The organism is Castellaniella sp. WN (assembly GCF_054457555.1).
Map to the genome: position 1 here is coordinate 1,273,253 of NZ_JBTKZC010000001.1, position 23,377 is coordinate 1,296,629.

Here is a 23,377-nt window from a genome sequence, read left to right on the forward strand (position 1 = left end):
GGAGACGCTTTTCGCCTCAGGACGGCCCAGCGACGGAAACCGCTTGAAACTGTAGCACAGGGGCACTCGGCATCGGAGCCTCTTCGTCCCGGGAGGAGACAAGCCCGGATCAGCCCCGGCGCGTCGTCTCAATACAGCCAAAGGCGGACATGCACCCACCCTGCGCCCTGGGCAGCCTCGATCGCTTCGAACACGGGAATCGATAGAAAATACGGCAAGGCGTCGCGCGCCGTCTTCCAGACCCCTTGAAGATCGACCGTGACGTGTTGCGGCGAATGCCAGGCTGCCAGGCGGGGCAGGAATCTTGGCACCCGCGTGCAGTAGTCCTCGAACGGCGCGCCGAAGGACGCGCGCAACATCCGCTCTTCCTCACCCACGATCCAGCGGAACACCGCCAGAGCCGCCAAGGCCAGGACCAGGGCCACCGTCAGGCTGCCGGTCTGCAAACCGATGCCCAGAACGGCCAGGACGGAGAAGACATACAGGGGATTGCGGCAAACAGAGTAAGGCCCCTCGGCTACCAGATCGGCACCCTTGCGCCCCCCCAGGTACAGCATGCAGGCGCAACGCCCCAGGAGCGCCAGGGTCATCAGGGCCAGGCCCGCCCATTCCAATCCCTGGTTGACCCAACCGGATTCCGGCCAGGCGGAACCGATCCAGGGCAGCGCCAGTACGGCCAGCGCCCCCAGGACGCCCAGGGCCCGGCGACGCAGCACCTGGGCATGAGCCAGGCGTTCCCAGATGGCATTGATATCGGACGCCGGATGGGCGGCGGGAGGGGGGCAGGCGGTCGAAGTCATGGCGGCTCCTGGTCGAACAACACGAACCATAGCTCCCAGGGCCACGAATTCTCTACGAATGGAGTTGACTTGAAGCTGAACGCAAGTCGAGCCGAAAGGTCGTCCCGCTATCGAAGCCGCCATGAACCGAATCCACGCTCAGCCTCCAACCCCGCAATTCGCAGACGCGCTGGGCAATGCCCAGGCCCAGCCCATGGCCGGCCTCCGGCGCGTCCGCGGAGGGCGGCGAGTCCGCCCGTCCGGCGCGCCACTCCCGCACCCACGCCAGGCGCCGGGGATCGATACCCGGCCCATCGTCACGCAGGACCAGGATACCTTCGTCGTCCAGGTCCACCCGCAACGTGGCTGGCGCGGCGTGTTCGATCGCGTTGCGCAGCAAATTGCGCAGCACGATCAGCAAGGCGTCCGGATCCAGCGACCGGTTCTCGTCCGGCGGAATGCGCGAGTCAAGAACCAGGCCGCGCGCGCGAGCCATGGGCTCCAGGGCGAACCAGGCCTGTTCCAGTGCCAGGGACAGGTCGACGCGACGGACCCGGGCCGGATCGGCGCTGTTCAGGGCAGCCGCGCCCGCCAGGCTGCTGGCAGCGGCGTCCACCTGGGTCATCATCCTCGCCAGGCGCGCCCTCAAAGGCGTCCCCGGCCCGGCGTCCAGCAGGGCCATCTCACAATCGGAACGCAGGGCGGCCAGCGGCGTGCGCAACTCATGACCGAGATTGGCGGCGAACTGGCGCTCGAACGCCACCGATCGGTCGATCCGGTCCTGGATGCGGTTGAAGGCCTCAATCAATTCCAACGCTTCGTCGCCCCCGGATGCCATGCCCGGGGGGGGTTCTCCCCCCCAGGCCATGAGCCGGTCCGACACGGCCCGGATCGGCGCCACCACCCGGTACGCCAGCCGCCGGGCCAGCAGCCAGGCGCAGACCAGCGCCAGCGCGGCCTCGCCCGCCAAAGTCCAGCCGAAGGCCCTGACCCGATCCTCGTGCGCAGTGGCATCGTAGCGAACGTAAAGCAGGCCCTGGGGCACGGCTTCGACCCAGGTGTGCCAGGTCCGGCCCGCCTGTGCGATCTCCCGGCCACCCGGCTTCGCCGTGAACATGCCCTCCAGGGGCGGCGGCCGATCCACCGGCAGCACCCAGGCCTGGACACGTCCCCCCTCGCTCCAGCGCGGCGGCAGGACCGCCGGCACGGCCAGCCCTGCCTCGAGATCGTCCCGCAGGGCCGCGATCTGGCCCGACAGAACCTCGTCGACCAAGCCGTCCTCCATGTGGGCGAAGGTTTCGTAGGCCAGCAGGCCGATGATCGCCAGGAAGACGGCGGCGGTGCCGGTGACGGCCCAGATCACCCGCCGGGCCAGGGAGGAAGACCGCTTCGGGATCATGGCCCATCCTCGTCGGCGGCCACGCCGGACGACGCGGACACCAGCCGCCAGCCCCGGCCGGGATCCGCCACGATGTCGGGCCCCCGCGCCGCGCGCAGGCGGCGGCGCAGCAGGTGCACCTGATCGTGCAGGGCACGGTCCGACGGCGGCCCGTCGGGCCACAGCGCCGCCGTCAGGCGGGCGTGGGTCGCCAGATCCCCGGCAGGGCGCAGCAGGACCGCCAGCAACAGCACCGACTTGCGCGGCAGGGCCAGCGGCCGGCCCGCCAGGGTCACCGTCTGCGAACCCGGGTCGTAGCACAAGTCTCCATGCACGATCGGGCCGGACTCGCCGCCCTGTGCCCGCCGCGCCAGGACGCGCAGGCGCGCCGCGACTTCAGCCAGTGAGAAGGGCTTGACCAGATAGTCCTCCGCGCCCAGTTCGAAAGCCAGGAGCTTGTCCTCGAGCCGTTCGCGCGCGGTCAGCACCAGCACGGGCCGCCACAGGGAGGGTTCCCGCCGCATGGCGCGCAGCACGTCCAGACCGCCCAGGCCGGGCAGGCCCAGGTCCAGCACCAAGACGTCGAAGACCGCCGAGCGCAGCAAGGCCAGTGCCCCATGGCCGTCGCAGGCGGCGTCCGGCGCCATGCCCTGACGTTCCAGATAACCGTACAGATTTTCTGCCAACGTCGGCTCGTCCTCGACGATCAGGACGCGCGGGCCATCGGCCGCCCCCGTCATGGCAAGGGCCCGCCCACGCCAGGGAACCTCTGAACAAGCCCTCGCGCCGCATGCATCCGCGGCTTCGGGCCGTCTGCTGCGTTGCTTGTCCACCTCACCTTCAGAGATCCCCTAGCCAAGGAACTCGACCCGGCCGGTTTCCAGGCGGTAGACGCCGCCGGCGATCCGTAGCTTGCCGGCCTGCGCGGCCTCCCGGATGATGGCCGAACCCGCGGCCAGGGCGGTAACATTGTCACGGACGTTCTGCTCGGTCGCGGCCGCCAGCAGGTCGCCCGCCGCGACCCGGACCTTTTCCACGGACGGCGCGATGGCCGACACCAGCGAGGGGATCCGGCCCGGATATTCGGCCGACTGAGTGACGGACTTGACGGCGGCGGCGACCGCGCCGCACCGCTCGTGCCCAAGCACCAGGATCAGCGGCACGCTCAGGACCGCCACCGCGTATTCCAGGCTGCCCAGCATGTCGTCATTGGCGAAATTGCCCGCCACCCGCGCAACGAACAGATCGCCCCGGGCGCAGTCGAACGCATATTCGGGCACGACGCGCGAGTCCGAGCAACCCAGCACGGCCGCGTAAGGATTCTGCCCGGCCGTCAGCGCCGGACGTTCATGTGCGAAATCATGGCGCAGGGCCACTCCGGATACATACCGCGCGTTGCCCTCGGCCAGCCGCGCGAGCGCAGCATCGGGATCCAGGACGTTCCGCGGCTTGGGCGGAGACGCGGCGCGCGCCATGGCCCGACCGCCCGGCAGCGCACCGCCGGCGACGGCCAGGGCCGTGGCGAGGGAGGATCGCAAGAAGAAGCGTCGGGCGGGCGCCGCTGCCTCCGCGCGGGATTTCGAATCGCACATTCCAGGTCTCCGGCGAATGGATCTCGGGCACGATCCGCACAGGCATCGCGCAACCATGATAACCAGCCGGTCCGGCAACTGGGAAGCGGAATCAGGCGTCCGGCCTTACCCGGATGGGACTACTCGCCAGCCTCCTGGCCGGACGAAGGCTCCGTTTCCAGGTATTCCCGATAGCGCCAGTATTCCTGCCGCGAGCAGGCACGCACGTTCCGCCTCATCCAGGAATCGACGTCCTCCATCCCCCCTCGTCCGTCACCGGACGCCGCTCGCGGCCCCGCCGGGTGCGCGCCAGGCCATTGCTTGCCGCCGATTCCCTGATTCATGCGCATCATTCAAGAATTATCGAAACCGGACGCATTATTTCACCCCTGCAAGCATCAACACCAATCAAAAATTGCAAACAAATTCCGGATCCAGGAAAATTCCCTTTTAAACAAAGGAGGTTTCCACACAATCGCAAAGATCAAAAATCGTCAACGAGCGCTGCTGCGCGGCAACACTCTGATAAATTCAAAGATGCCATGCTCACCCAAGCTTCACCCGATATGTTTCAGGCCTTGCGCCGCACGCCTCTCAACGGCTGGCACGTAATTCAGGTCGCCGCGTTCACGTTCCTGGCCGCCTTGGCGGCTTGCTGACCCAGCCCGCCTCGGGCTCGTCGGTCCTGTGGCCCGCGAACGCCCTGCTGGTCGGCCTGCTGCTGCGCCGTCCCCGGCTGGCGGGACCGGCTTCGTGGGCGGCGGCGGGAGCCGCTCTTCTGCTGGCGGGCATCGCCTGGGGCGAAGCCCCCCGCCAAGCCCTGGCGTACAGCCTGGTGAACCTAGCCGGCGCCTGCGTGGCCTGGCGCATCCTGGCCGCGCCCGGCGCCCCACCCAACCTGCGCCATCCTCGCGCCATCGGCCTCCTCCTGCTCGCCTGCGCCGCAGCGGCCGCCACGCACGCGGCGACCGCGGGACTGCTCACTCTCTGGCTGCGGCCCGACTCCCACTGGAGCTTCGTCCTCGCGAACTGGTTCTTCAGCCAGTTGCTCAGCTACAGCGCCATCCTGCCTTCCATCCTGCTGCTGCCGGGGACGGACCGCCGGGATCGCAGCCGCGCCCCGACACGGGCACGCACGCGCTCCAGACTCGAAACTCTGGCGCCGCTCGTCTCGCTGATCCTCGGGCTCGCGCTGTGCTTCCTGGTCGGCGGCCCGGGCATCCTGGCCTTTCCGATTCCTCCCCTGCTTTATTGCGCCCTGGTCTATCGGCAGAATACGACGGCCTGGCTCACCCTGTGCACCGCCGCGATCATCATGCTCGGCACGGCTTATGGCTGGATCCCCTTCGGCGACAGCCCGCCGCTGGCCGGGGCGGATCCCTGGGCCATGATATCCCTGCGGCTGGGCGCCCTGCTGCTGGTGGTCGCCCCCCTGACCATGTCCGGCGCGCTCGCGGCGCGCGGCGACATGATCTCCTCGCTGAACCGCGCGCTGGATCACGATATGCTGACCGGAGCGCTGTCACGGCAGGCATTCCTGCGCGGCGCCCAGGAGTGTCTGCAGGATCCGGCCGGGCACCGGGGCACCGGCCTGCTGATGCTCGACATCGACCGCTTCAAGCAGTTGAACGATACTCGCGGACACGCGGCTGGCGACCTGGTTCTGCAAGTCTTCGCGAAAACGATCCGCGCCGCCATCCGCCCGCACGACCTGTTCGGCCGGCTCGGCGGAGAGGAATTCGGCATCGCGCTGCCGGATACGGCGCCGGCGGAGGTCGCCGCCATCGCCGAACGGCTGCGCAACTGCGTGGCGGACATCGTGACGGTCCCCGCCGAAGGCGCCGCGCCCATCCGCATCACGGTCAGCATCGGCGCGGCGCACGATTTTCAGCAGCCCCAGGCCCCTCTCCACACGCTTTTGTCGTATGCTGATCAAGCCATGTACCAGGCCAAGCGCGAAGGCCGCGATCAAGTGTGCTTTCACGATGGCCAGGCCGTGGCCGGCCGGTTCCCGGATGGCCTGGAATCCCTGCGAACGGAACCCGCCAGTGGATCCGCCCGGCATCGCCATGCCCCCTAGAATTCGAAGCACTCCATGTCCGATCCCGCCCCGCTCATCGCCCTGTTGGAAGACGACCCGGCTCAATCCGCCTGGATGCGACAGACCCTGACCGACGCCGGCCTTTCCTGCCAGGTCTTCAGCGAAGGCGGCACCCTGCTCGCGGCGCTGCGCGCCCGGGCGCCCTTCGCGCTGCTCCTGCTGGACTGGGAACTGCCGGGCATCAACGGCATGGAAGTCCTGCGCTGGGTCCGGGCCAACCGCAGCGAAGCCCTGCCGGTGATCTTCGTCACCAACCGGACACTGGAAAGCGACCTGGTCGAAGGACTGAACGCGGGCGCCGACGATTACATCGGCAAGCCCTGCCGGCCCGGGGAACTGGTGGCGCGCATCGGCGCCCAGATGCGCCGCCCCCGGCCCTCCACGAGCCCGAACGAGAGTTTCAGGCTGGGGGACTTCACCGTCGATATGGACATCCGGCAGATTCGTCTGCGCGACGAGCCCATCTCCCTCACCCCAAAGGAATTCGACCTGGCGGCCCTGTTCCTGCGCCACCCCTGGCGGCTATTCTCGCGCGACGACCTCAGCGCGCTGGTCTGGAACCGTGAAGTCCCCAGCGCCTCGCGCACCTTGGACACCCATCTGTCGAATATCCGCAAGAAACTGCGCCTCGGGCCGGCCACGGGAACCCTGCTCTGCGCCTCCTATGCGCTGGGCTATCGGCTCGAACTCCTGCAGCCCTCCGACCAAACCCTCCTCCCATGACCCTCCTCCGCCCTTCTTTCTCTTTGCCGGGCGCCCGCTCCCTGGCGCTGGCTCTGCTGTCCGCCTGCCTGACCCTCTCGTCCGGCGCGCAAGCCCGACCCCTGGGCGCCCAAGGGGACGATTTCCTGTACCAGGTGGAGCCGGGCGACACCCTGGAACAGCTCGCTCGCCGCTACACCCTGCGGGCCGAACATTGGTCCGCGCTGCAGCGCCTGAACCAGATCGACGACCCCTACCGCCTGCCGATCGGCAAGGTGCTGCGCATTCCCCTGTCCCTGATTCCGGAACAGCCGGCGACGGCCACCGCCATCCATGTGACCGGACAGGTCACGGCCGACGGCCGGCCGGTGCGGCCGGGCGACGTCCTGCGCGCCGGCCAGTCGCTGCGCAGCGCCGACGGCGGCACCGCGACCCTGCGCCTGGAGGACCAGAGCCTGCTCACGCTGCCTCCCGGCACGACGCTACGGCTCCAGCACCTGCAATCCTTCCAAGGCACAGGGCTGACGGACACCCGGATCGACATCGACCGGGGCACGCTGGAATCCACCGTGGCGCCCGCCGGCACCGGCGTCGGCCGCTTCGAGGTCCGCACCCCAGCCACCGTCACGGGCGTGCGAGGCACCCGCCTGCGCGTCCACGCCGATACATCCGGCTCTCGCCACGAAGTCCTGCACGGCGGCGCGGCGATCGAAGGCCCGGCCGGGATCGAACAGCACCTCGATCCGGACCGGGGCGCCGCCTATGACGCCGCCGGCGCCTTCCTGGGAACGCGGCCACTGCTCCCGCCCCCTCTCGGCCTGACATTTTCCCAAAGCGGCAACCGCCTGGATTTCGAGCCCATCCCCCAGGCGGCCGCATACACCGTCCGGATCGCCTTGGACACCGACGGCGCCCGTCTGGAATCCAGCCGACGCGTGAACGGCCCCGGCATCACGCTCGCCCCGAAAGGAAGCGGCGGACTGCGTTACGTCTTCGTGCGCGGCATCGACGCCCTGGGCATCGAAGGCCGCGATGCCGTCCTGGAAGTCCGCTTGCTGGGCGGCCTCACGACCAGCGACGGATCTCCGGTCCTGACGACCGACGGAGCGCCCGTGATGCTGGACTGACGAGCCATGACGCTCACGGACGCCCGCCATCCGATCGGCATGCGGCGACGCCTCCTGCTCGAATGGCTGGTCCTGGTGGCCGCGCTGGCGCTGTTGTCCGCCGCGCTGACGGTCTGGAAAGACCTGCCGGGCATCCGGGATGCCAACCACCGGATCTATGACCTGAGCATGCAGGCGGCCCGGAATCCACTTCCCAGCCGGGACATCGCGATCATCGCCATCGACGACGCCAGCATCGATACCCTGGGCTACTGGCCCTGGCGCCGCTCGGTCCACGCGGCCCTGCTCGAACGCCTCCACGGCGCGCGCGCGGTGGGGCTGGACCTGATCTTCTCGGATCCCCACCCCACCCACCCGGAAGACGATCTCATCCTGGCCCAGGCCATCGCCCGGCACGGACGCGTCGTCCTGCCCGAAATCCTGAGCCCGGACGGCCGGCATCGGATCGAACCGATTCTCCCGCTGGCCCGGGCGGCCGCGGCGATTGGCCGGATCGACGCGCGGCCCGATCCTGACGGCACGTTGCGCGCCATCGAAGAGCGCCGCACCCCATCGGACGGCGGTCCGCCCCTGGACCATTTCAGCCTTGCGCTGGCCCGCGCCGCCGGACAGGAAGCCGCCGTGAAGCGGGCGCTGGCCATTCCGCCGGACACGGCCACGCATGTCCGTTTCACCGATCCGGCTGCACGCCAGGCGCTCTACCCCTACGCGGCCGTGCTGAATGGCCAGGTTCCAGAAACCGCGTTCCAGGACCGCATCGTGCTGGTCGGCGCCTGGGCCTCCGGACTGGGAGATCACCTATCCACCCCATTGGGCGGCATGACGGCGGGGGTCGCGATCCTGGCCGACACTCTGCAGAACCTGCAGGACGATCTCTGGATCCGCACCGCACCGCCCTGGCTCACGGCTCTGGCGGGGCTGGGACTGATCCTGCCGGTCTGCCTGGGGCTGGGCATTCTGTCCGCGCGATGGGGGCTGGTCGGCGCGCTGGCCGCCAGCATCCTGTTCCTGGTCACGGACACCCTGCTGCTCCAACAGGCCGGATACTGGCTGCCGCCCGCCGGTATCCTGGCGGCCCTGATCCTGGCCTATCCCCGAGCTGGCGCAGCCAGGAAGCATCCCTGAGCCGCATCGACGCGGAACTCGAACGGCTGCGCGTCCCGCCGCTCCCCGGAGACCCCGGATCAGGCGCCGACGCGTTCCCGGGACCGGCCGGCCTCGACACGCTGCCCGCAAGGGCCGTCCGCCTGCACCAAGCCGTCTCCCGCCTCAAACAGGCCGCCCAGGCCCAGGAGGAAACGCTCGGCTTCCTGTCGCACGACATGCGATCCCCCTTGAGCGCCATCCTGGCCATCATCGAATTGCGGCGTCGAGACCCGGGGCAATGGTCCGAGGAAACGGTCCTGGAGCACGTCGAGCGGCAGGCGCGCACCACCTTGGACCTGGTCGATCATTTCGTCCAGCTGGCACGCGCAAAATCCGCGTCCCTGAATCGGCATTCCCACCACCTGGACGATCTCGTGCAGGAATGCTGCGACCGGCGCTGGCCACAGGCCGCGCGGCGCGGGATCGAACTGCGCTTCGAGGCCAGGCACCCGGACGCCACGGCCAGCATCGATGCTGAACTCATCGGGCGGGCCATCGGCAACCTGCTGGACAACGCCTTGCTCTACAGCCCGGAGCACAGCGTCGTCGAATGCACTCTGGAACTCGATGGGCATCGCTGGCACATCCATGTCCAGGATGCCGGTCCCGGCATCCCCCCCGAACAGGTGGAACGTCTTTTCACCCGCTTCCAGCGTCTGCCCGGCGATGCGTACAAGCCCACCGGCAGCGGCCTGGGACTGGCCTTCGTGCAAACCGTGGCGCAGCGCCACGGCGGCCTGGCGTCCTGCGTCAGCCCCCCCGGCCAGGGCGCCCGATTCACGATCAGCCTCCCGGCGGAGGACTGAGGGAGGGCGCGGCGTCCGAACCGGAGGCCGCCTACCTGACGGGACTGCGGCGCAGCTTTTCCAGCGCGGCCCGGTTCAAGTCCTTCGCTTCCTGTTCAGCATAGTCCCGCTCGCCGGGTTCGTAGGAGCCCTCGTAGAGGCACCTGCTGCGGTTCCACTGACATTCGCCGCCGCGATCCGTCTGCCTGACCGGCCCCCCGCCCCCGAAGCAACCGGAGACCAGAGCGGAGAAACACAGCGCGACGCTGCATCGGATCAAGATTCGGCCGGACATGTTTCCTCCTTCTGCTGGAATGCGCCTGCCATTTTTATATCAAATGCTGGCGGCCATCCGGGCGACAGGGGCGCAAATCACGGACAACTTTGTCACACATCGTGTCCCGCGCCAACAACGCGGCGCCCGGCCGGCGGCGCACGCGGCAGAAATACTCCTGGTGACCATGCGTTCCGCGCTTCACCAGAAATAGTGCATTTCCAACTGCGCCTCGCCGGCGATATCGCTTTGCCCACTGGCTTCGCACGCCAAAGCATTCACATCTCCGACCCGCACCAGGCCCTTGCCCACCGCGCCCTGCTTCATCCGAAAATCGTAAATTTGCAGGGTATAGAACGTATTGCCGCCGCCGGCGCGGGGGGTATCGTTTCTGTGCGCCACGGACATGGCGCCGATCGAATCGAGGAGACCAGGACCTGGCATATAGTTGAAGTCAATGGCCAGCGGCACCGTCGCCGACGTTCGGACTCGTCAGGTATTCCCTGAACCGATTCATCACCACACAGGGCTCCCCTTGGTTCCAGTCAGGGCGCCGCTCCGGTTTCCCCGGGAAATAGCCCTGGACAGCGTGGGCACCGGCCTCCCACGCCAGGCGCAAGTCGGCCCGGGTTTCCACCCCTTCGATCACGATGCAGGGGCTACGGCTGGCGCAAGCCCGCACGATGCGCGTCAATGATGCCAGACCGGCCGGTCCCTGCCGTGCCTGTTCCAATAGCGAGCGGTCGATCTTGACCACGTCCGGCTGGACGCCGGCCAGGACCGGCAGCGCGGCAAATCCGCTGCCGACATCGTCCAGGACAATACGCACGCCGATGTCCTGAAGCTCATGCATCAGCCGCGAGACGGATTCCGGATGCGCGATGGGGCTTCTGCCACTGATCGATCAGTTTCTGGATCACTTCAGTTCCCGGGCGAAGAAGGCCGATGCTTTTTTTAGCAGCTCACTGGCACGGGCGCTGTCCTCGGTGTCATAGACCTGCCAGCCCACGATGTGACGGCTGAACAGGTCAAGAAACAGGTACAGGTAGTAGTACTGGCCCCGCACGGTGGCGGGCAGATAGGTGATGTCCCAGCTGAAGAGCTGCCCTGGCGCAGTAGCCGTCAGCGCCCGAGGCCGATGCACCGGGCCAGGCGTGCGATCAGGCGTGCGATGCACCAGTTGCCCGGCGGTACGCATCAGCCTGTAGATCGTCGATTCACTGGCCAGATAGACCCCCGTATCCGCCAGGCGTGGCACGATCTGAGAAGCGGGCAGGTGGCCGTACTCGCTGCTGTTGACCACCCGCAGGATGCGATCACGCTCGGCATCGCTCAGGCGGTTGCAGGGCCGCTGTACCCGCGTGGGGCGCCCATCGCCTTGCTCCGGGGCCCGCCGCCAACGTTGCAGTGTGCGTGCGCTCAGATTGATTGCTTCACAGGCGCGTGCCTGTCGAGCACCAGCCGTGACCGCCTCAGTAATCAATGCCATGATCTGTCGGCGCTGTGTCAGTGAGGTCATTTGTCCTCGTCCTCCCACAGCGCCTGGTATTTTTTTTGCAGTACCAGCAGGGCTGCCGCCTCCGATAACGCCTTGTCCTTGCGGGCCAAATCACGGCGCACGCCAACCAGTTCCTCTTTGAGCCGACGCAGCTCCTGGATATCGGCTGCGGGCTTGTTCCCCGACTGTTCGAGCTCATGCTTCCAGGCCGTGAGCTGATGGGCGAAGATGCCCCGTTCCCGGCACCAGGCGTTGCGCGCCTCTTCGGCCAGAGAATGGGTCTCAAGCAGGGCCTGCAGCCGCTGTGCGGATGTCCACCGACTGGCGGGGGCCTCTTCTGAGGATTGCCTGCGCAAATGAGCCATCTTCGGATTGCGAATCCAGTTCTTCAGCGTATGGACCGACATGTTCAACTCCTGGGCCATGTCAGCCACCGTGCGCGTGCCGCGCTGCAGGGTCTTGCGGATCGCCTCCTCTTTGAAGGCCGTGCTGTAGGTCGTCAAATTCATCTAATCGTTCCAAATCCGATGCGACAACTAGTCTGACACAGGGGGCCAGCGCGGCATCAAGCGTATGGTTCGAGGCCCGTCCCCGCAGGCCGTGGACCAGGGCCGGCGGGCCTGCCGCCTGGTAGCGGCGCTCGATGCGGCGCAGTTGACACGTGGACAGTTGCAGTACCGCTGCCGCTGCGCTCTGGCTCAAGGCGCCCTGCCGGACTTGCTCCAGCACGAGTAGCCGGGCGGCTTCCTTTTGGCTCATCGTGATCATCGTCCTTGCCCGCTTCAGTGATGTGTGCACACCATTGAACCGGACATTTCTACTTTGCACAGACCGGACATTCTCACGTTGAGCCAACAGTCTACTACGGAGGCGATCGGGGTTGATCGGCGTGGCCCGAAAATGCCTACATAGTGCCTACACGGCGACCAAAAGCACTTAGGCCAGTTCCGAAGAACTGGCCTAAGTGCTTGATATTCCTGGTGGGCTGTGAGTGACTCGAACACTCGACCGACGGATTAAGAGTCCGCTGCTCTACCAACTGAGCTAACAGCCCGTCGCAATGATTTTGCGAAGAACGAAACTATACACCTTTTTCCAGGCCCTTGCAAAAAGGAGCCCTGTCCAATATCAGATGAGTCTGAAGGGGGCCTGGTGAGTCTGGAACAATTCCTGGCCGGCATCGCTGGCCCAGCATTCATCCGCGGCGGCAGCGCGCACCAGGGCGACTACGATGGCATCAAGGGCGCATCCCGCATCGACACCGCCGACCGCGCTACCCAATGGCAGTTCGTCGCCTGCTGTGCGTGCATCTCCGAAGCGTTCCCGCCGCCCGCGCTCGAACAAACGCTCGCCTGCTTCCCGTTCCGTATCCGTGGGGTCATGCGGACAACGGCGACGAGTACATCAAGCCGGCCCGTCTGGACAACCGGGTTACCGCAGGTTTCAGACTCGTCTGCGTTTTGGAAAAGCCCCTCAGAACTTCACATTCAATCTGGCGCGAACGGATTGATCGGAAAGACCCGAGCCGAACTGGCCGCCGTAGGAGACGCCCAGTGTGGAAGCCGGTGTGATCGCATAGTCGAGACCGGCTTCGATCACGGCCGCATCGCGGGCGACCGGCACGCCACCGATACTGAAAACATCGCCGCCCCCGGCAAAACGCATCGTCAGAAGATGCGTCATATCGCCGAAGGCATGGCGCCAGCCGAGCATGCCATTCGCCGTCAGGCTCGCGCCGCCGACATCAACGGCAGTCGAAACACGCAGGCCGGCCGTCGTGAAAGTGGTATCGATATCGGCCGATGGGCTGACCAAAGCCGCCATCCCCCCCTTCTCGGCGACACCATCGGCGTGCAGGCGCACATAGGCGAAGTTGGCAAAGGGCTCGAACCGTGTCCTCCCCGCATTGAAGCCGTAGCCAAGCTCGCCGAAGAACTGCGCGGTGGCGGCATCGTAGCCGCCCTTCGCGCGGTCGCTGAAGCCGGGGAATGTCACGCCACGGTTCGTGGCGATATCGTGCCAGGTATAGGCCGCGCCTGTGCGAAAGGCGAGATCTCCCCAGGCCGTACCGCCGTAAAGACCGACATGGTAGTTGTCGCTCGATCCGGATGAATGACGATCCCTTGCATCGAAGTCGGTGTGGCTGTAGCCGGCGACCGCGCCGAAGCGCCAGGTTCCGAACATCGGAGCATCCGCGCCAAAGAAGAAGCCGCTGATCGAACGGTCGAGACGGGCTGCATTGCCATCACTGCTCGCGCGGCCCCAGGAGCCAAATCCTTGGCCCCAGACGGCAAGGCCCGCGGTGGTCGGGGCGGCGGGCTTCGCGCCGTCCGCGCCATAGGTCATGACGGGAACAGTGGAGGCGCCAACATCTCCGAAGGCGGCACGCATGCGGTCGTTGACGGCGATGCGGATGAAGCGGCTGTCCTCGATCAGCGCCGCGCGGGCGGAAGCATGGATCTCGCCCGAGACCTGGTCGAAGGCGGTTCGTGCCTCGGCGTCCGTCTGGAGAAGCTCGATTGCATCGCGCAGCGGATTGCCCGCGGGCAGGCTTTCCAGTCCGCCAGCGGAAGCGATCTGGTTGGGTGTCCATCCCGCATCGGCGAAAGAGCGCGTCCGAACACCGTTCAGATAGACGTTCTTGGCATCGTACTCCGCCACCAGGGCATAGAAGGCCGAAATCCGTGTATCGCCAGTCACAACGTAAGTGCCGCTCACGCCGCCGTCCGCGGTCAATACCGTATAGTGGGCATCGATCGTGATCGGGGCACTTCCATGCCTGAGGACATTGAGGATCGCGCCATTGTCGATTGTCGCGGTGCCATCGACATGGATCAGATCCGCCACCGGGCTGCCCGGCACCACCCCGGCATCATAGGCGGCGCCGGATGCCTGATGATAATCACCGGCCAACGAAACCTGGCCGAGGGCATTCCCCGGTGTGGAATTCGCCGGTGATATCGTGCCTCTGTTGTCGAAATTACGGACACCGCGCACAGCGCCCGACCAGAAAGCCCCCTCACCGATCGCGACGTCTGCGTAGCCACCGCCGGTTTTGTCACCTTCGTCGAGCATGTCGCCCGAAGTCTTCGATCCTTGACCGAGAGACAATAGAACATGACCATCGGTCCCGCCGGCCGAACGTTGGACGAGAAGCAGCGTACCGTTGTTCTGCATGGCAAGGCTCCCCCCGTCCATGACAATCGTCTGAGTCTGCCCAGCCTGGGACAGACTCGAGACGAATGTCTCCGCACCCGCCTTGATCGTGGAACCGGTCAATGTGACCGAAGCATTATCGAATAAATCGACACCACGACTCTGCTCGGAGGTGAGGGTCGAGCCGGTCGCCGCCAGTATTCCGCCATAACCGACCAGCGCGGCATCGGAGCTGGAACCGGTGGTCGTCACATTGCTGTGCGTGAGCGCAACAAAACCATCCAGCAATACATTGATGCCAATATTATCGTTGCCATTCACCAGCACGGAAATGCTGTTGGCGTTGATGGCTCCGCTTGCCGCGGAAACAAGCCCGGTCGCGGACTCGTGCGGCGCGTTGGGGTTTGATGATCCGTTCACAACGATATGGCCGCCATCGATATTCAGGACACCATGGTCATACGCCCAAAGGGCGTCGCCCACTTGTCCGATGGACGTCACATCGACGTTTGTGGCATCGAGCACCGACCCTTGTCCGCCCGCATAGAGCCCGTAGGCCATGAAACCCTCGGTGGATACGGTGCTGTCGCTCAATGTCACTATGGCGCCGGCATTGGCGAATGCGCCGGTCGCGCGCTGCCCCAGCGTGACAATATCGACATTTGCAACCCGGATGGAGGAGCCCGGATCTCTTGCATAGAGGGCATAGGCGCGCGAGCCATCCCCATCCTGGGTTATCCGGCCTTTGATATTGTTGGTGGAAATGGAAGCGCCATCGATCACGATGACCGAGTTTTTTTCGGCATAGACGCCATACGAGCGATAGCCCCCTGTCGTGATCTCGACATTGCCAAGTTCGACCAGACCGGCGTGGGTCGCCGTCACAGCGGGAGAGTTGCCCCCGGTCGTGGAAATGGCGATGTCGCTCTCCGTCACAGTGGTGCCATCGGCCAAAATGACGTTTGAATCGGCGCAGGCGGGCACCGAGGCCAACGTACCCAGGCCCATGGCGAGCAGCATCATGATCGAGGTCAGTGCAGTCGGTTTCCGTTGTTCCATCTCATCACCACGCATACGCCGGTCTGACCTGGGCCCGGCCGTCCTTATAGTCGTGCGAGCCGGCCTCAAAGCCCCGACCGACCCGCGGCAAATCGGCGCGCGGGGACCGGCGGCAATCGAGGCGCTTGGCTGGACGCGAGACGCACCGCTGGTCGCCAAACCTTCAAAAAGGTTTCCTTTCAAACAGCCCCCTTGTCACAAGAGATCGCTGCATGCGGACGCAGCTTCCAATTCAGGCGCTTTGATTGTAAGTGCTTGATTAATAATGAAATTGTCAAGCTTGGTCAAAAATGTGGCTCCGGCACGTCAAATAAATCTCGACCATGGGGATGCAGACGCGAAAAGGCCAGTTCCGAAGAACTGGCCTTTTCATATTCATGGGAGGCTGTGAGTGGCTCGAACGCTCGACAGACGGATCAAGGATTCATCCGTAAACAGCATTGGCAGGCAGGTTTATCTTCCGCAAAGCGATGAGGGCCGCAGCCAGGCCGGGCGCAAGGCCCCGCCTATACCGCCGCCGCCAGCTGGGCCGCCAGACCGACGTAGCTGCGCGGCGTCATCGCCAACAGCCGCGCTTTGGACTCGGCGGGCAAATCCAGGCCGGCGATGAATTCCCGCAGGGCCTGCTCGGTGATGCCCTTGCCGCGCGTCAAGGCCTTCAGCTGTTCATAGGGCTGCGGCAGGCCGTAACGGCGCATCACCGTCTGCACCGGCTCGGCCAGGATCTCCCAGCAGGCGTCGATGTCTGCGTCAATGGCGGCGGGATTCAGTTCCAGCTTGCCCAGGCCGCGCAGGCAGGCCTCGTAGGCCACCAGGCCGTAACCCAGCGCCACGCCCAGGTTGCGCAGCACGGTGGAGTCCGTCAGGTCGCGCTGCCAGCGCGACACCGGCAGTTTTTCGGACAGGTGGCGCAGCATTGCGTTGGCCAGGCCCAGGTTGCCCTCGGAATTCTCGAAGTCGATCGGATTGACCTTGTGCGGCATGGTGGACGAGCCGACCTCGCCGTCCTTCAGGCGCTGCTTGAAATACCCCAGGGAGATATAGCCCCAGACGTCGCGGTTCAGGTCCAGCAGGATGGTGTTGGCGCGGGCGATCGCGTCGAACAGGGCCGCCATCCAGTCGTGCGGCTCGATCTGGATCGAGTAGGGATTCTGGGCCAGCCCCAGGCCACCCAGGACCCCTCCGGCGAACGCGGGCCAATCGATTTCCGGGTAGGCCGCCAGGTGGGCGTTGTAGTTGCCGGTGGCGCCGTTCATCTTGGCCAGGGGCTGCACGGCGCGGATCGCGTCCAGGGCGCGCTCCAGGCGGGCGACCACGTTGGCGAATTCCTTGCCCATGGTGCTGGGCGTGGCCGGCTGGCCGTGCGTGCGCGACAGCAGCGGCTGGTCGGCGTGCCGGTGCGCCAGTTCGCGCAGGCGGGCCGCGACGGATTCCAGCGCCGGCACCACGCACAACGTGCGCGCCCGTCCCAGCATCAGGGCATGAGAGGTGTTGTTGATGTCTTCCGAGGTGCAGGCGAAGTGGATGAATTCCGCCGCCCGGGATAGCTCGGCGTCGTCGGCCACCTGTTCCTTGAGCCAATATTCCACCGCCTTCACGTCGTGGTTGGTGGTGCGCTCGATGGCCTTGATTCGGGCTGCATCGGCCTCGGAGAAATTTTCCACCAGCACCCGCAGCCGCGCGCGCGACGCCGCCGAAAAGGCGGGCAGTTCGGGCAGGCCGGCGTCGGACAGGCCGATCAGCCAGGCGATCTCGACTTCGACCCGATGCGCCATGAAACCGGCTTCGGACAGGTAGGGCCGCAGGGCGTCGGCCTTGGCCGCGTAGCGCCCATCCAGGGGCGACAGCGCGTTGAGTGCGCTGAGGGAAGAATCAATCTGCATGATCGGCGGGAACGAGAAGGCGCGGCCGCCCGGACACGGGTCCGGAGCGCGCGGGACAATGGAACGGCGACCTGGAAATGCCCCGCGCCCGGGAGGGTTGAGAGGCGAATCCCAAGCCAGGATTCTAGCACCCGTCCGGCCGCGCCTTCCGACAGGGCGGATATACCACACCCCGCCGCCGGCGTTTCGTAAAAAAGGGGCAAAACGGCCCGGGCACTCCAGGTCCGGGAACCCGTCCTGCTATACTTTTCGAGCCTTGAACTATCCTGTTTCCCCATGAAATTGATCGGTTCCCTGACCAGCCCCTACGTCCGCAAGGTCCGTATCGTGCTGTCCGAGAAAAAGCTCGACTACGAGCTGGTCCTCGACGACCCCTGGGGCCCCGCGACCCACGTCTCGGCGCACAATCCCCTGGGCAAGGTGCCCTGCCTGATCATGGACGAAAATGGCGCGCTGTTCGACTCGCGCGTCATCGTGGAATACCTGGATACGCTCTCGCCGGTGGGCCGGCTGATCCCGCCGCCCGGGCGCGAGCGCATCGAAGTCAAGCGCTGGGAAGCCGTCGCTGACGGCGTCATGGACGCCGCCGCGGCCGCTTTCATGGAAACCCATCGCCGGCCCGAACCCCAGCGCAACCCCGACTGGGTCGCCCGCCAGCACCGGAAGATCCGCGCCGGGCTGGACTATATGGAACAGTTGCTGGGTGAACAGTCCTACTGCATGGGCGTCAACCTGTGCCTGGCCGACATCGCCGCGGGTGCCGCTCTGGGTTACCTGGACCTGCGCTTTCCGGACATGGACTGGCGCATCAGCCACCCCCACCTGGCCCGCCTGGCCGAAAAGCTCGACGCCCGGCCTTCCTTCGGCACGACCCGTCCGCCCGCCGCGTAGACCTCGCGCGCGCATCGAAAAAATCCCCGCTCCACGCGGGGATTCTCATTTCGGCCGGCCTGAAGCCACCGCAAGGCCTCAGACGATGATCCCGCCGCCCAGGCAGACGTCGCCGTCGTACAGCACGGCCGACTGGCCCGGAGTCACGGCCCATTGAGGCTCATCGAAGCGCAGCGCGAAGTCCGCCGCGCCCTCCCCCGCTTCCAGGACGCAGGCGGCATCGGCCTGCCGGTAGCGGGTCTTGGCGGCGTAGGCACCGGGGGCCGGCGGTTCGTCCGCCACCCAGCTGGCATCCTGGGCGCGCAGGCGTTCGCTGAGCAGCCAGGGGTGGTCGTGACCCTGAACGACGTACAGAACATTGTTCGCCAGGTCCTTGCGGGCCGCGTACCAGGCGTCGGCCGTACCATCGTCGCGCTGGGCGCCGCGCACCCCGCCGATGCCCAGGCCCTTGCGCTGGCCCAGGGTATGGAAGGCCAGGCCCTGATGGCGACCGACTTCGCGGCCCTCCGGAGTCAGCATCGGTCCCGGCCGGGTGGGCAGGTAGCGGTTCAGAAATTCCCGAAACGGCCGTTCGCCGATGAAGCAGATACCCGTGGAATCCTTCTTGGCGGCGTTCGGCAGGCCGATCTCGCGCGCGATGCGGCGAACTTCTGTCTTGGCCAGCTCGCCCAGCGGAAACAGGGTGCGCGCCAGTTGATCCTGGTTCAGACGATGCAGGAAATAGCTCTGGTCCTTGGAACCGTCCAGGGCCTTCAGCAACTGGCTGCGCGGCCCCCGGGGCGTGTCGACGCGGCGCACCCGGGCGTAGTGGCCGGTGGCGATGTAGTCGGCGCCCAGCCCCATGGCGTGGTCCAGGAAGGCCTTGAACTTGATTTCCGCATTGCACAGCACGTCCGGATTGGGCGTGCGGCCGGCGGAATATTCCCGCAGGAATTCCGCGAACACCCGGTCCTTGTATTCGACGGCGAAATTGACCGCCTCGATGTCCACGCCCACCACGTCGGCCACACTGGCGGCGTCCAGCCAGTCCTGGCGCGACGAGCAGTATTCGCTGTCGTCGTCGTCCTCCCAGTTCTTCATGAACAGGCCGATCACCTCATAGCTCTGCTGCTTGAGCAGCCAGGCCGACACCGAGGAATCGACCCCGCCCGACATGCCGATGACGATCCGGGCGCCGCGTGCGGGCCGGTCAGTCATGGAAGGCCTCGTCCACGGTTTCGATCCAGTGGCGCACCGGCGTGCCGGTGCCCCCCTGGAGATGGCAGATGCAGCCGATGTTCGAGGACACGATGGTCTCGGGCAGCGTCGCCTCGATCGCCCGCAGCTTGCGCTCGCGCAGGGATTTCGACAGCGCCGGCTGGGTGATCGAATAGGTGCCCGCCGAACCGCAGCACAGGTGCGATTCACCAAAGGACTGGAGGTCGAAGCCCAGGTCGGCCAGCAGCCGCTCGGTGACGGTGCGCAGACCCTGCCAGTGCTGCAGCGTGCAGGGCGGATGGAAGGCGCTGCGGCCCGGCGCGCGGCGCATCTTCGCCCGGACTTCGGCCGCCATGGGCGCGAGGAATTCCGCAACATCCTTGACATACGGCATCAGGCGCTCGGCGCGTTCGGCATAGGCCGGGTCGTGCTTCAGGTGATGGGCGTAGTCCTTGATCATGCCGCCGCAGCCCGAAGCGTTGACGACCACAGCCTCGACCGCGCCGGATTCCAGCAGCGGCAGCCAGGCGTCCACGTTGGCGCGCATCTGGTCGCGTCCGGCCTCCTGGGCGTCCAGGTGAAAATTGATGGCGCCGCAACAGCCCGATCCGGCGGCGATGCGCGTGCCGACGCCGACCGCATCCAGCACGCGCAGCGTGGCGGCGTCGATGGACGGCATCATGGCGGGCTGGACGCAGTTGGCCAGCATCAGCACCTGGCGCGCATGGCGGCCCGGGTTGGCCGGCAGCGGCCCCGCCGGCCGGGACTCCGCGATCTTAGAGCGCAGCACGGCGGGCAATACCGGCCGTACCCAGCCGCCGATCCTGTACAACGGGCCGAACCAGCGCGAGCCCATCAGACGGCGCAGGGCCCCTCGCACCAGGCGTTCGCGCAGCGGCCGGCGCACACGCTCGCCGACGATCTGGCGGCCGATATCCACCAGGGCGCCGTACTGGACGCCCGAAGGACAGGTCGTTTCGCAATTGCGGCAGGTCAGGCAGCGGTCCAGGTGCTGCTGGGTGACGAAGGTGGGCTCGGCGCCTTCCAGGACCTGCTTGATCTGGTAGATGCGCCCGCGCGGACTGTCGAGCTCGTCGCCCAGGATCTGGTAGGTCGGACAGGTCGCCAGGCAGAAACCGCAATGCACGCAGCGGCGCAGGATTTCATCGGCGTCCCGGCCGAAATCGGTGTCGCGCGCCCAGTCCGCGAGTTGTGTCTGCATGGTGGTCCTCAGAGCTCCGGGTACAGCCGATGGGCGTTGAAGATTCCGGCGGGGTCGAATTCCCGCTTCAACCGCCGGTGGATCTGCAGGACGCCGTCGGCCAGGGGATGAAAGGTCGGCACGTCGGCGGGCGCGCCCTCGCGCCGGTACAGGCAGGCTGAGCCGCCCAGCGACTGGACCCGGTCGCGCAGCGCCGCCGCGTCGTGCGGACCGGCCAGCCAGCGCAGGCCGCCGCCCCATTCGTGCAGCACGGGAGCAAGACCCAGCGCGGGCGCGCCGGCGGGCAGGACGACGCGCCACAGGGGCCGCTGGCGAAAGAACACATGCGTCTGGTCGCGCAGGCCCAGCCAGAAGGTGCCGGCGGCTTCGTCGGGCAGGTGTTCTCCGCCGATTTCCTCCAGGCCCTGGCGCACGGCCGACTCGTTGCCCGACAGGCGCACCGACAGCTTTCCGCCGGCACCCGAGGCATCGGCCACCCAGGCCGTCGCCGACACCGGCAACGGCCGCGACCGCCAGCGCAGGCACAGGTCCAAGGCGGAGGATTCGTCCAGCGCCAGGACGAGAGTGGCCTCGCGGCGCGGCCGGGGCATGACTTTGAGCGAGACTTCGACCAGCGCCCCCAGTACGCCCAAGGATCCCGCCAGCAGGCGCGAGACATCGTAGCCGGCGACGTTCTTCATGACCTCGCCGCCAAAGCGCAGCACGTTGCCGTCGGCGCTCAGCAGGCGCGTGCCGAGCACGAAATCCGCCAGCGAGCCGGCCGCCATGCGGCGCGGGCCGGACAGGCCCGAGGCCACGCAGCCCCCCAGGGTGCCGGCGGCGCCGAAGCGCGGCGGCTCGAAGGCCAGCATCTGCTCCCGCGATGCCAGCAGCGCCTCGATTTCGGCCAGCGGCGTGCCGGCCCGGGCCGTCAGCACCAGTTCGGACGGCTCGTAACTCGCCACGCCATGATAGACCGACAGGTCCAGCCAGGACACAGCGCCCTCCGGCGGCAGCGGGCCGCCGTAGAAGAGCCGCGTGCCGCCGCCCCGGATCAGAAGCGGACGCTGGGCCGCGCGGGCGGTCACGACCTGCTCGCAAAGTTCGGACAGTACGAATTCCATGATTAGAACCTGGGAATGTCGGGAAAGCGGATGTCGCCCTGGTGGACGTGCATCCTGCCGTATTCCGCGCAGCGCACCAGCGTGGGAATGAGCTTGAGCGGATTGAGCAGCCCGTAGGGGTCGAAGGCGCGCTTGACCGCAGAGAAGACGTCCAGTTCGTCGCGCGTGAACTGCGAGCACATCTGATTGATCTTTTCCAGACCCACGCCATGCTCGCCGGTGATGGTGCCGCCCACCTGGACGCACAACTCCAGGATGGCGGCGCCGAAGGCCTCGGCGCGCTCGACCTCGTCGGGCTGGTTGGCGTCGAACAGGATCAGGGGGTGCAGGTTGCCGTCCCCGGCGTGGAACACGTTCGAGCAGCGCAGGCCGAACCGGGTTTCCATCCCGGCGATGGCCGCGAGGACCTTGCCCAGGTGGCGGCGCGGAATGGTACCGTCCATGCAATAGTAGTCGGGCGAGATGCGCCCGGCCGCGGGAAAGGCGTTCTTGCGCCCGGCCCAGAACTTCAGGCGTTCTTCCTCGGACGATGACGTCTGCAGGCGGGTGGCGCCGGCTTCGCGCAGCAGGGCCTCGACACGGGCGATCTCCTCGGCGACCTCGTCGGGCGTGCCATCGGATTCGCACAGCAGGATGGCCTCGGCCTCCAGGTCGTAGCCAGCCTTGACGAAGGGTTCGACCATGTGCACCGCACGCTTGTCCATCAGTTCCAGTCCGGCCGGGATGATGCCGTCCGCGATGACGCGCGTGACGCCCTCGCCCGCCTGCTCGACGCCGGGGAAGCTGGCCATGACCACCCGCGCCAGTCGCGGACGCGGGATCAGGCGCACCGTGACCTCGGTCACCAGGCCGAGCATGCCTTCGGAGCCGATGAAGGCCTGCAGCAGGTTCAGTCCCGGGGTGTCCGGCGCTTCGCCGCCGAGCTCGACGATCTCGCCCTCGATCGTGACCATGCGCACGCGCAGCACGTTGTGCACCGTCAGGCCGTACTTCAAGCAGTGCACGCCGCCCGAGTTTTCCGCCACGTTGCCGCCGATGGAACAGGCGATCTGGCTGGACGGGTCCGGCGCATAGTACAAGCCGTGGGGCGCGGCGGCCTCGGAGATCGCCAGGTTGCGCACGCCGGGGCCGACCACGGCCACGCAGGTCTCGGGATCCAGGCGCAGGATGCGGTTGAGCTTGGCCAGACCGACGACCACGCCCTGAGGATGCGGCGTGGCCCCGCCCGACAGCCCGGTGCCCGTCCCGCGCGGCACCACAGGCACGTTGTGCTCGCGGCAAGCCTTGAGGATGGCGATGACCTGGGCCTCGTTTTCGGGCAGTACCACGACGGGCGGCTGCTCGCGGTACAGGGCCAGTCCGTCGCATTCATAGACGCGGGTCTGGTCGGGCCGGGTGAGGATGCAGTGCGCCGGCACGTCCCGCGCGACGCGGGCGAGGAAACCGGGAAAATCGGGCACGGTGACGTGACGTTCATCCGCGGAGCTTGCGATGTCCATGAGATT

At 66.8% G+C, this 23,377-nt stretch carries 24 protein-coding genes and 1 tRNA gene; 7 read left to right on the forward strand and 18 right to left on the reverse strand.

Features of this window, described 5'->3' with window-relative positions; genetic code table 11:
* Positions 1-128 precede the first annotated feature (128 nt).
* The 4 genes from ACTPOE_RS05860 to ACTPOE_RS05875 form a co-directional block, all read right to left on the reverse strand.
* Complete coding sequence (locus ACTPOE_RS05860; RefSeq protein WP_458871267.1) at positions 129-800, reverse strand: methyltransferase family protein; 672 nt, start codon at positions 798-800, stop codon at positions 129-131.
* A 52-nt stretch (positions 801-852) separates the two neighbouring features.
* On the reverse strand, positions 853-2,178 hold the full coding sequence (locus ACTPOE_RS05865) for a sensor histidine kinase (RefSeq protein ID WP_458871268.1): 1,326 nt from the start codon (positions 2,176-2,178) through the stop codon (positions 853-855).
* On the reverse strand, positions 2,175-2,897 hold the full coding sequence (locus tag ACTPOE_RS05870) for a response regulator transcription factor (protein WP_458871269.1): 723 nt from the start codon (positions 2,895-2,897) through the stop codon (positions 2,175-2,177). Before ACTPOE_RS05870 ends, ACTPOE_RS05865 begins: the two co-directional genes overlap by 4 nt.
* A gap of 111 nt (positions 2,898-3,008) precedes the next feature.
* The gene (locus ACTPOE_RS05875) at positions 3,009-3,695 is read right to left on the reverse strand and encodes a carbonic anhydrase (protein ID WP_458871270.1); all 687 of its coding nucleotides are present in this window, start codon (positions 3,693-3,695) and stop codon (positions 3,009-3,011) included.
* A 350-nt stretch (positions 3,696-4,045) separates the two neighbouring features.
* Between ACTPOE_RS05875 and ACTPOE_RS05880 the strand changes: the two genes are divergently transcribed.
* The 5 genes from ACTPOE_RS05880 to ACTPOE_RS05900 are packed head-to-tail and all read left to right on the forward strand — an operon-like array spanning position 4,046 to position 8,783.
* Positions 4,046-4,387 (forward strand): hypothetical protein, encoded by a 342-nt coding sequence (locus tag ACTPOE_RS05880; protein ID WP_458871271.1) that lies wholly within the window; start codon positions 4,046-4,048, stop codon positions 4,385-4,387.
* Positions 4,381-5,808: a GGDEF domain-containing protein gene (locus ACTPOE_RS05885; protein ID WP_458871272.1), complete on the forward strand. Its 1,428-nt coding sequence runs from the start codon at positions 4,381-4,383 to the stop codon at positions 5,806-5,808. Before ACTPOE_RS05880 ends, ACTPOE_RS05885 begins: the two co-directional genes overlap by 7 nt.
* A 15-nt stretch (positions 5,809-5,823) precedes the next feature.
* Entirely contained in the window at positions 5,824-6,552 is a 729-nt protein-coding gene (locus ACTPOE_RS05890) for a response regulator transcription factor (RefSeq protein WP_458871273.1), read from the forward strand.
* Positions 6,549-7,658: a FecR domain-containing protein gene (locus tag ACTPOE_RS05895; RefSeq protein ID WP_458871274.1), complete on the forward strand. Its 1,110-nt coding sequence runs from the start codon at positions 6,549-6,551 to the stop codon at positions 7,656-7,658. Before ACTPOE_RS05890 ends, ACTPOE_RS05895 begins: the two co-directional genes overlap by 4 nt.
* Positions 7,659-7,664: 6 nt before the next feature.
* On the forward strand, positions 7,665-8,783 hold the full coding sequence (locus ACTPOE_RS05900; RefSeq protein WP_458871275.1) for a CHASE2 domain-containing protein: 1,119 nt from the start codon (positions 7,665-7,667) through the stop codon (positions 8,781-8,783).
* 59 nt (positions 8,784-8,842) lie between these two features.
* Here ACTPOE_RS05900 and ACTPOE_RS05905 read toward each other — a convergent pair whose 3' ends face one another.
* Positions 8,843-8,977: a hypothetical protein gene (locus ACTPOE_RS05905; RefSeq protein ID WP_458871276.1), complete on the reverse strand. Its 135-nt coding sequence runs from the start codon at positions 8,975-8,977 to the stop codon at positions 8,843-8,845.
* 15 nt (positions 8,978-8,992) lie between these two features.
* Here ACTPOE_RS05905 and ACTPOE_RS05910 point away from each other — a divergent pair, with 15 nt between their 5' ends.
* Positions 8,993-9,610, forward strand: a complete 618-nt coding sequence (locus tag ACTPOE_RS05910; RefSeq protein ID WP_458871277.1) for a sensor histidine kinase — start codon at positions 8,993-8,995, stop codon at positions 9,608-9,610.
* Positions 9,611-9,641: 31 nt separating this feature from the next.
* On the opposite strand, the gene ACTPOE_RS05915 is transcribed toward ACTPOE_RS05910, so the two are convergent.
* From ACTPOE_RS05915 to purB, 9 genes are all read right to left on the reverse strand, one after another.
* Positions 9,642-9,884, reverse strand: coding sequence for a hypothetical protein (locus ACTPOE_RS05915; protein ID WP_458871278.1), 243 nt, complete (start codon positions 9,882-9,884; stop codon positions 9,642-9,644).
* A 180-nt stretch (positions 9,885-10,064) separates the two neighbouring features.
* Complete coding sequence (locus ACTPOE_RS05920) at positions 10,065-10,334, reverse strand: hypothetical protein (RefSeq protein ID WP_458871279.1); 270 nt, start codon at positions 10,332-10,334, stop codon at positions 10,065-10,067.
* Complete coding sequence (locus ACTPOE_RS05925) at positions 10,318-10,764, reverse strand: EAL domain-containing protein (protein ID WP_458872765.1); 447 nt, start codon at positions 10,762-10,764, stop codon at positions 10,318-10,320. Before ACTPOE_RS05925 ends, ACTPOE_RS05920 begins: the two co-directional genes overlap by 17 nt.
* 15 nt (positions 10,765-10,779) lie before the next feature.
* Positions 10,780-11,382, reverse strand: coding sequence for a DDE-type integrase/transposase/recombinase (locus tag ACTPOE_RS05930; RefSeq protein ID WP_458871280.1), 603 nt, complete (start codon positions 11,380-11,382; stop codon positions 10,780-10,782).
* Complete coding sequence (locus ACTPOE_RS05935) at positions 11,379-11,870, reverse strand: transposase (RefSeq protein ID WP_458871281.1); 492 nt, start codon at positions 11,868-11,870, stop codon at positions 11,379-11,381. The genes ACTPOE_RS05930 and ACTPOE_RS05935 overlap by 4 nt, the downstream gene beginning before the upstream one ends.
* A complete protein-coding gene (locus ACTPOE_RS05940) occupies positions 11,788-12,129 on the reverse strand; it encodes a helix-turn-helix domain-containing protein (protein WP_458871282.1) in 342 nt (113 codons plus the stop codon). Before ACTPOE_RS05940 ends, ACTPOE_RS05935 begins: the two co-directional genes overlap by 83 nt.
* Positions 12,130-12,339: 210 nt before the next feature.
* Positions 12,340-12,415, reverse strand: a tRNA-Lys gene (locus ACTPOE_RS05945).
* A 419-nt stretch (positions 12,416-12,834) separates the two neighbouring features.
* On the reverse strand, positions 12,835-15,540 hold the full coding sequence (locus tag ACTPOE_RS05950; protein WP_458871283.1) for an autotransporter outer membrane beta-barrel domain-containing protein: 2,706 nt from the start codon (positions 15,538-15,540) through the stop codon (positions 12,835-12,837).
* Between the two features lie 542 nt (positions 15,541-16,082).
* A complete protein-coding gene (purB, locus tag ACTPOE_RS05955; RefSeq protein ID WP_458871284.1) occupies positions 16,083-17,459 on the reverse strand; it encodes an adenylosuccinate lyase in 1,377 nt (458 codons plus the stop codon).
* A 276-nt stretch (positions 17,460-17,735) separates the two neighbouring features.
* Between purB and ACTPOE_RS05960 the strand changes: the two genes are divergently transcribed.
* Positions 17,736-18,350, forward strand: coding sequence for a glutathione S-transferase N-terminal domain-containing protein (locus tag ACTPOE_RS05960; RefSeq protein ID WP_458871285.1), 615 nt, complete (start codon positions 17,736-17,738; stop codon positions 18,348-18,350).
* 78 nt (positions 18,351-18,428) lie between these two features.
* Here ACTPOE_RS05960 and mnmA read toward each other — a convergent pair whose 3' ends face one another.
* Genes mnmA through ACTPOE_RS05980 form a run of 4 tightly spaced genes read right to left on the reverse strand, consistent with a single transcriptional unit; the run spans position 18,429 to position 23,371 of the window.
* Positions 18,429-19,547 (reverse strand): tRNA 2-thiouridine(34) synthase MnmA, encoded by a 1,119-nt coding sequence (gene mnmA, locus ACTPOE_RS05965; protein WP_458871286.1) that lies wholly within the window; start codon positions 19,545-19,547, stop codon positions 18,429-18,431.
* Positions 19,540-20,769: a glycolate oxidase subunit GlcF gene (gene glcF, locus ACTPOE_RS05970; protein WP_458871287.1), complete on the reverse strand. Its 1,230-nt coding sequence runs from the start codon at positions 20,767-20,769 to the stop codon at positions 19,540-19,542. Before glcF ends, mnmA begins: the two co-directional genes overlap by 8 nt.
* Positions 20,770-20,777: 8 nt before the next feature.
* Positions 20,778-21,872: a glycolate oxidase subunit GlcE gene (gene glcE, locus ACTPOE_RS05975; protein ID WP_458871288.1), complete on the reverse strand. Its 1,095-nt coding sequence runs from the start codon at positions 21,870-21,872 to the stop codon at positions 20,778-20,780.
* Positions 21,873-21,874: 2 nt separating this feature from the next.
* On the reverse strand, positions 21,875-23,371 hold the full coding sequence (locus tag ACTPOE_RS05980; protein WP_458871289.1) for an FAD-linked oxidase C-terminal domain-containing protein: 1,497 nt from the start codon (positions 23,369-23,371) through the stop codon (positions 21,875-21,877).
* Positions 23,372-23,377: the final 6 nt, after the last annotated feature.

Coding starts and splice junctions, on each gene's coding strand:
- glcF (WP_458871287.1), bottom strand. CDS start 20,769: ATGCAGACACAACTCGCGGACTGGGCGCGCGACACCGATTTCGGCCGG.
- glcE (WP_458871288.1), bottom strand. CDS start 21,872: ATGGAATTCGTACTGTCCGAACTTTGCGAGCAGGTCGTGACCGCCCGC.
- ACTPOE_RS05860 (WP_458871267.1), bottom strand. CDS start 800: ATGACTTCGACCGCCTGCCCCCCTCCCGCCGCCCATCCGGCGTCCGAT.
- ACTPOE_RS05890 (WP_458871273.1), top strand. CDS start 5,824: ATGTCCGATCCCGCCCCGCTCATCGCCCTGTTGGAAGACGACCCGGCT.
- ACTPOE_RS05980 (WP_458871289.1), bottom strand. CDS start 23,371: ATGGACATCGCAAGCTCCGCGGATGAACGTCACGTCACCGTGCCCGAT.
- ACTPOE_RS05895 (WP_458871274.1), top strand. CDS start 6,549: ATGACCCTCCTCCGCCCTTCTTTCTCTTTGCCGGGCGCCCGCTCCCTG.
- ACTPOE_RS05940 (WP_458871282.1), bottom strand. CDS start 12,129: ATGATCACGATGAGCCAAAAGGAAGCCGCCCGGCTACTCGTGCTGGAG.
- ACTPOE_RS05960 (WP_458871285.1), top strand. CDS start 17,736: ATGAAATTGATCGGTTCCCTGACCAGCCCCTACGTCCGCAAGGTCCGT.
- mnmA (WP_458871286.1), bottom strand. CDS start 19,547: ATGACTGACCGGCCCGCACGCGGCGCCCGGATCGTCATCGGCATGTCG.
- ACTPOE_RS05900 (WP_458871275.1), top strand. CDS start 7,665: ATGACGCTCACGGACGCCCGCCATCCGATCGGCATGCGGCGACGCCTC.
- ACTPOE_RS05935 (WP_458871281.1), bottom strand. CDS start 11,870: ATGAATTTGACGACCTACAGCACGGCCTTCAAAGAGGAGGCGATCCGC.
- ACTPOE_RS05950 (WP_458871283.1), bottom strand. CDS start 15,540: ATGATGCTGCTCGCCATGGGCCTGGGTACGTTGGCCTCGGTGCCCGCC.
- ACTPOE_RS05865 (WP_458871268.1), bottom strand. CDS start 2,178: ATGATCCCGAAGCGGTCTTCCTCCCTGGCCCGGCGGGTGATCTGGGCC.
- ACTPOE_RS05870 (WP_458871269.1), bottom strand. CDS start 2,897: ATGACGGGGGCGGCCGATGGCCCGCGCGTCCTGATCGTCGAGGACGAG.
- ACTPOE_RS05930 (WP_458871280.1), bottom strand. CDS start 11,382: ATGACCTCACTGACACAGCGCCGACAGATCATGGCATTGATTACTGAG.
- purB (WP_458871284.1), bottom strand. CDS start 17,459: ATGCAGATTGATTCTTCCCTCAGCGCACTCAACGCGCTGTCGCCCCTG.
- ACTPOE_RS05915 (WP_458871278.1), bottom strand. CDS start 9,884: ATGTCCGGCCGAATCTTGATCCGATGCAGCGTCGCGCTGTGTTTCTCC.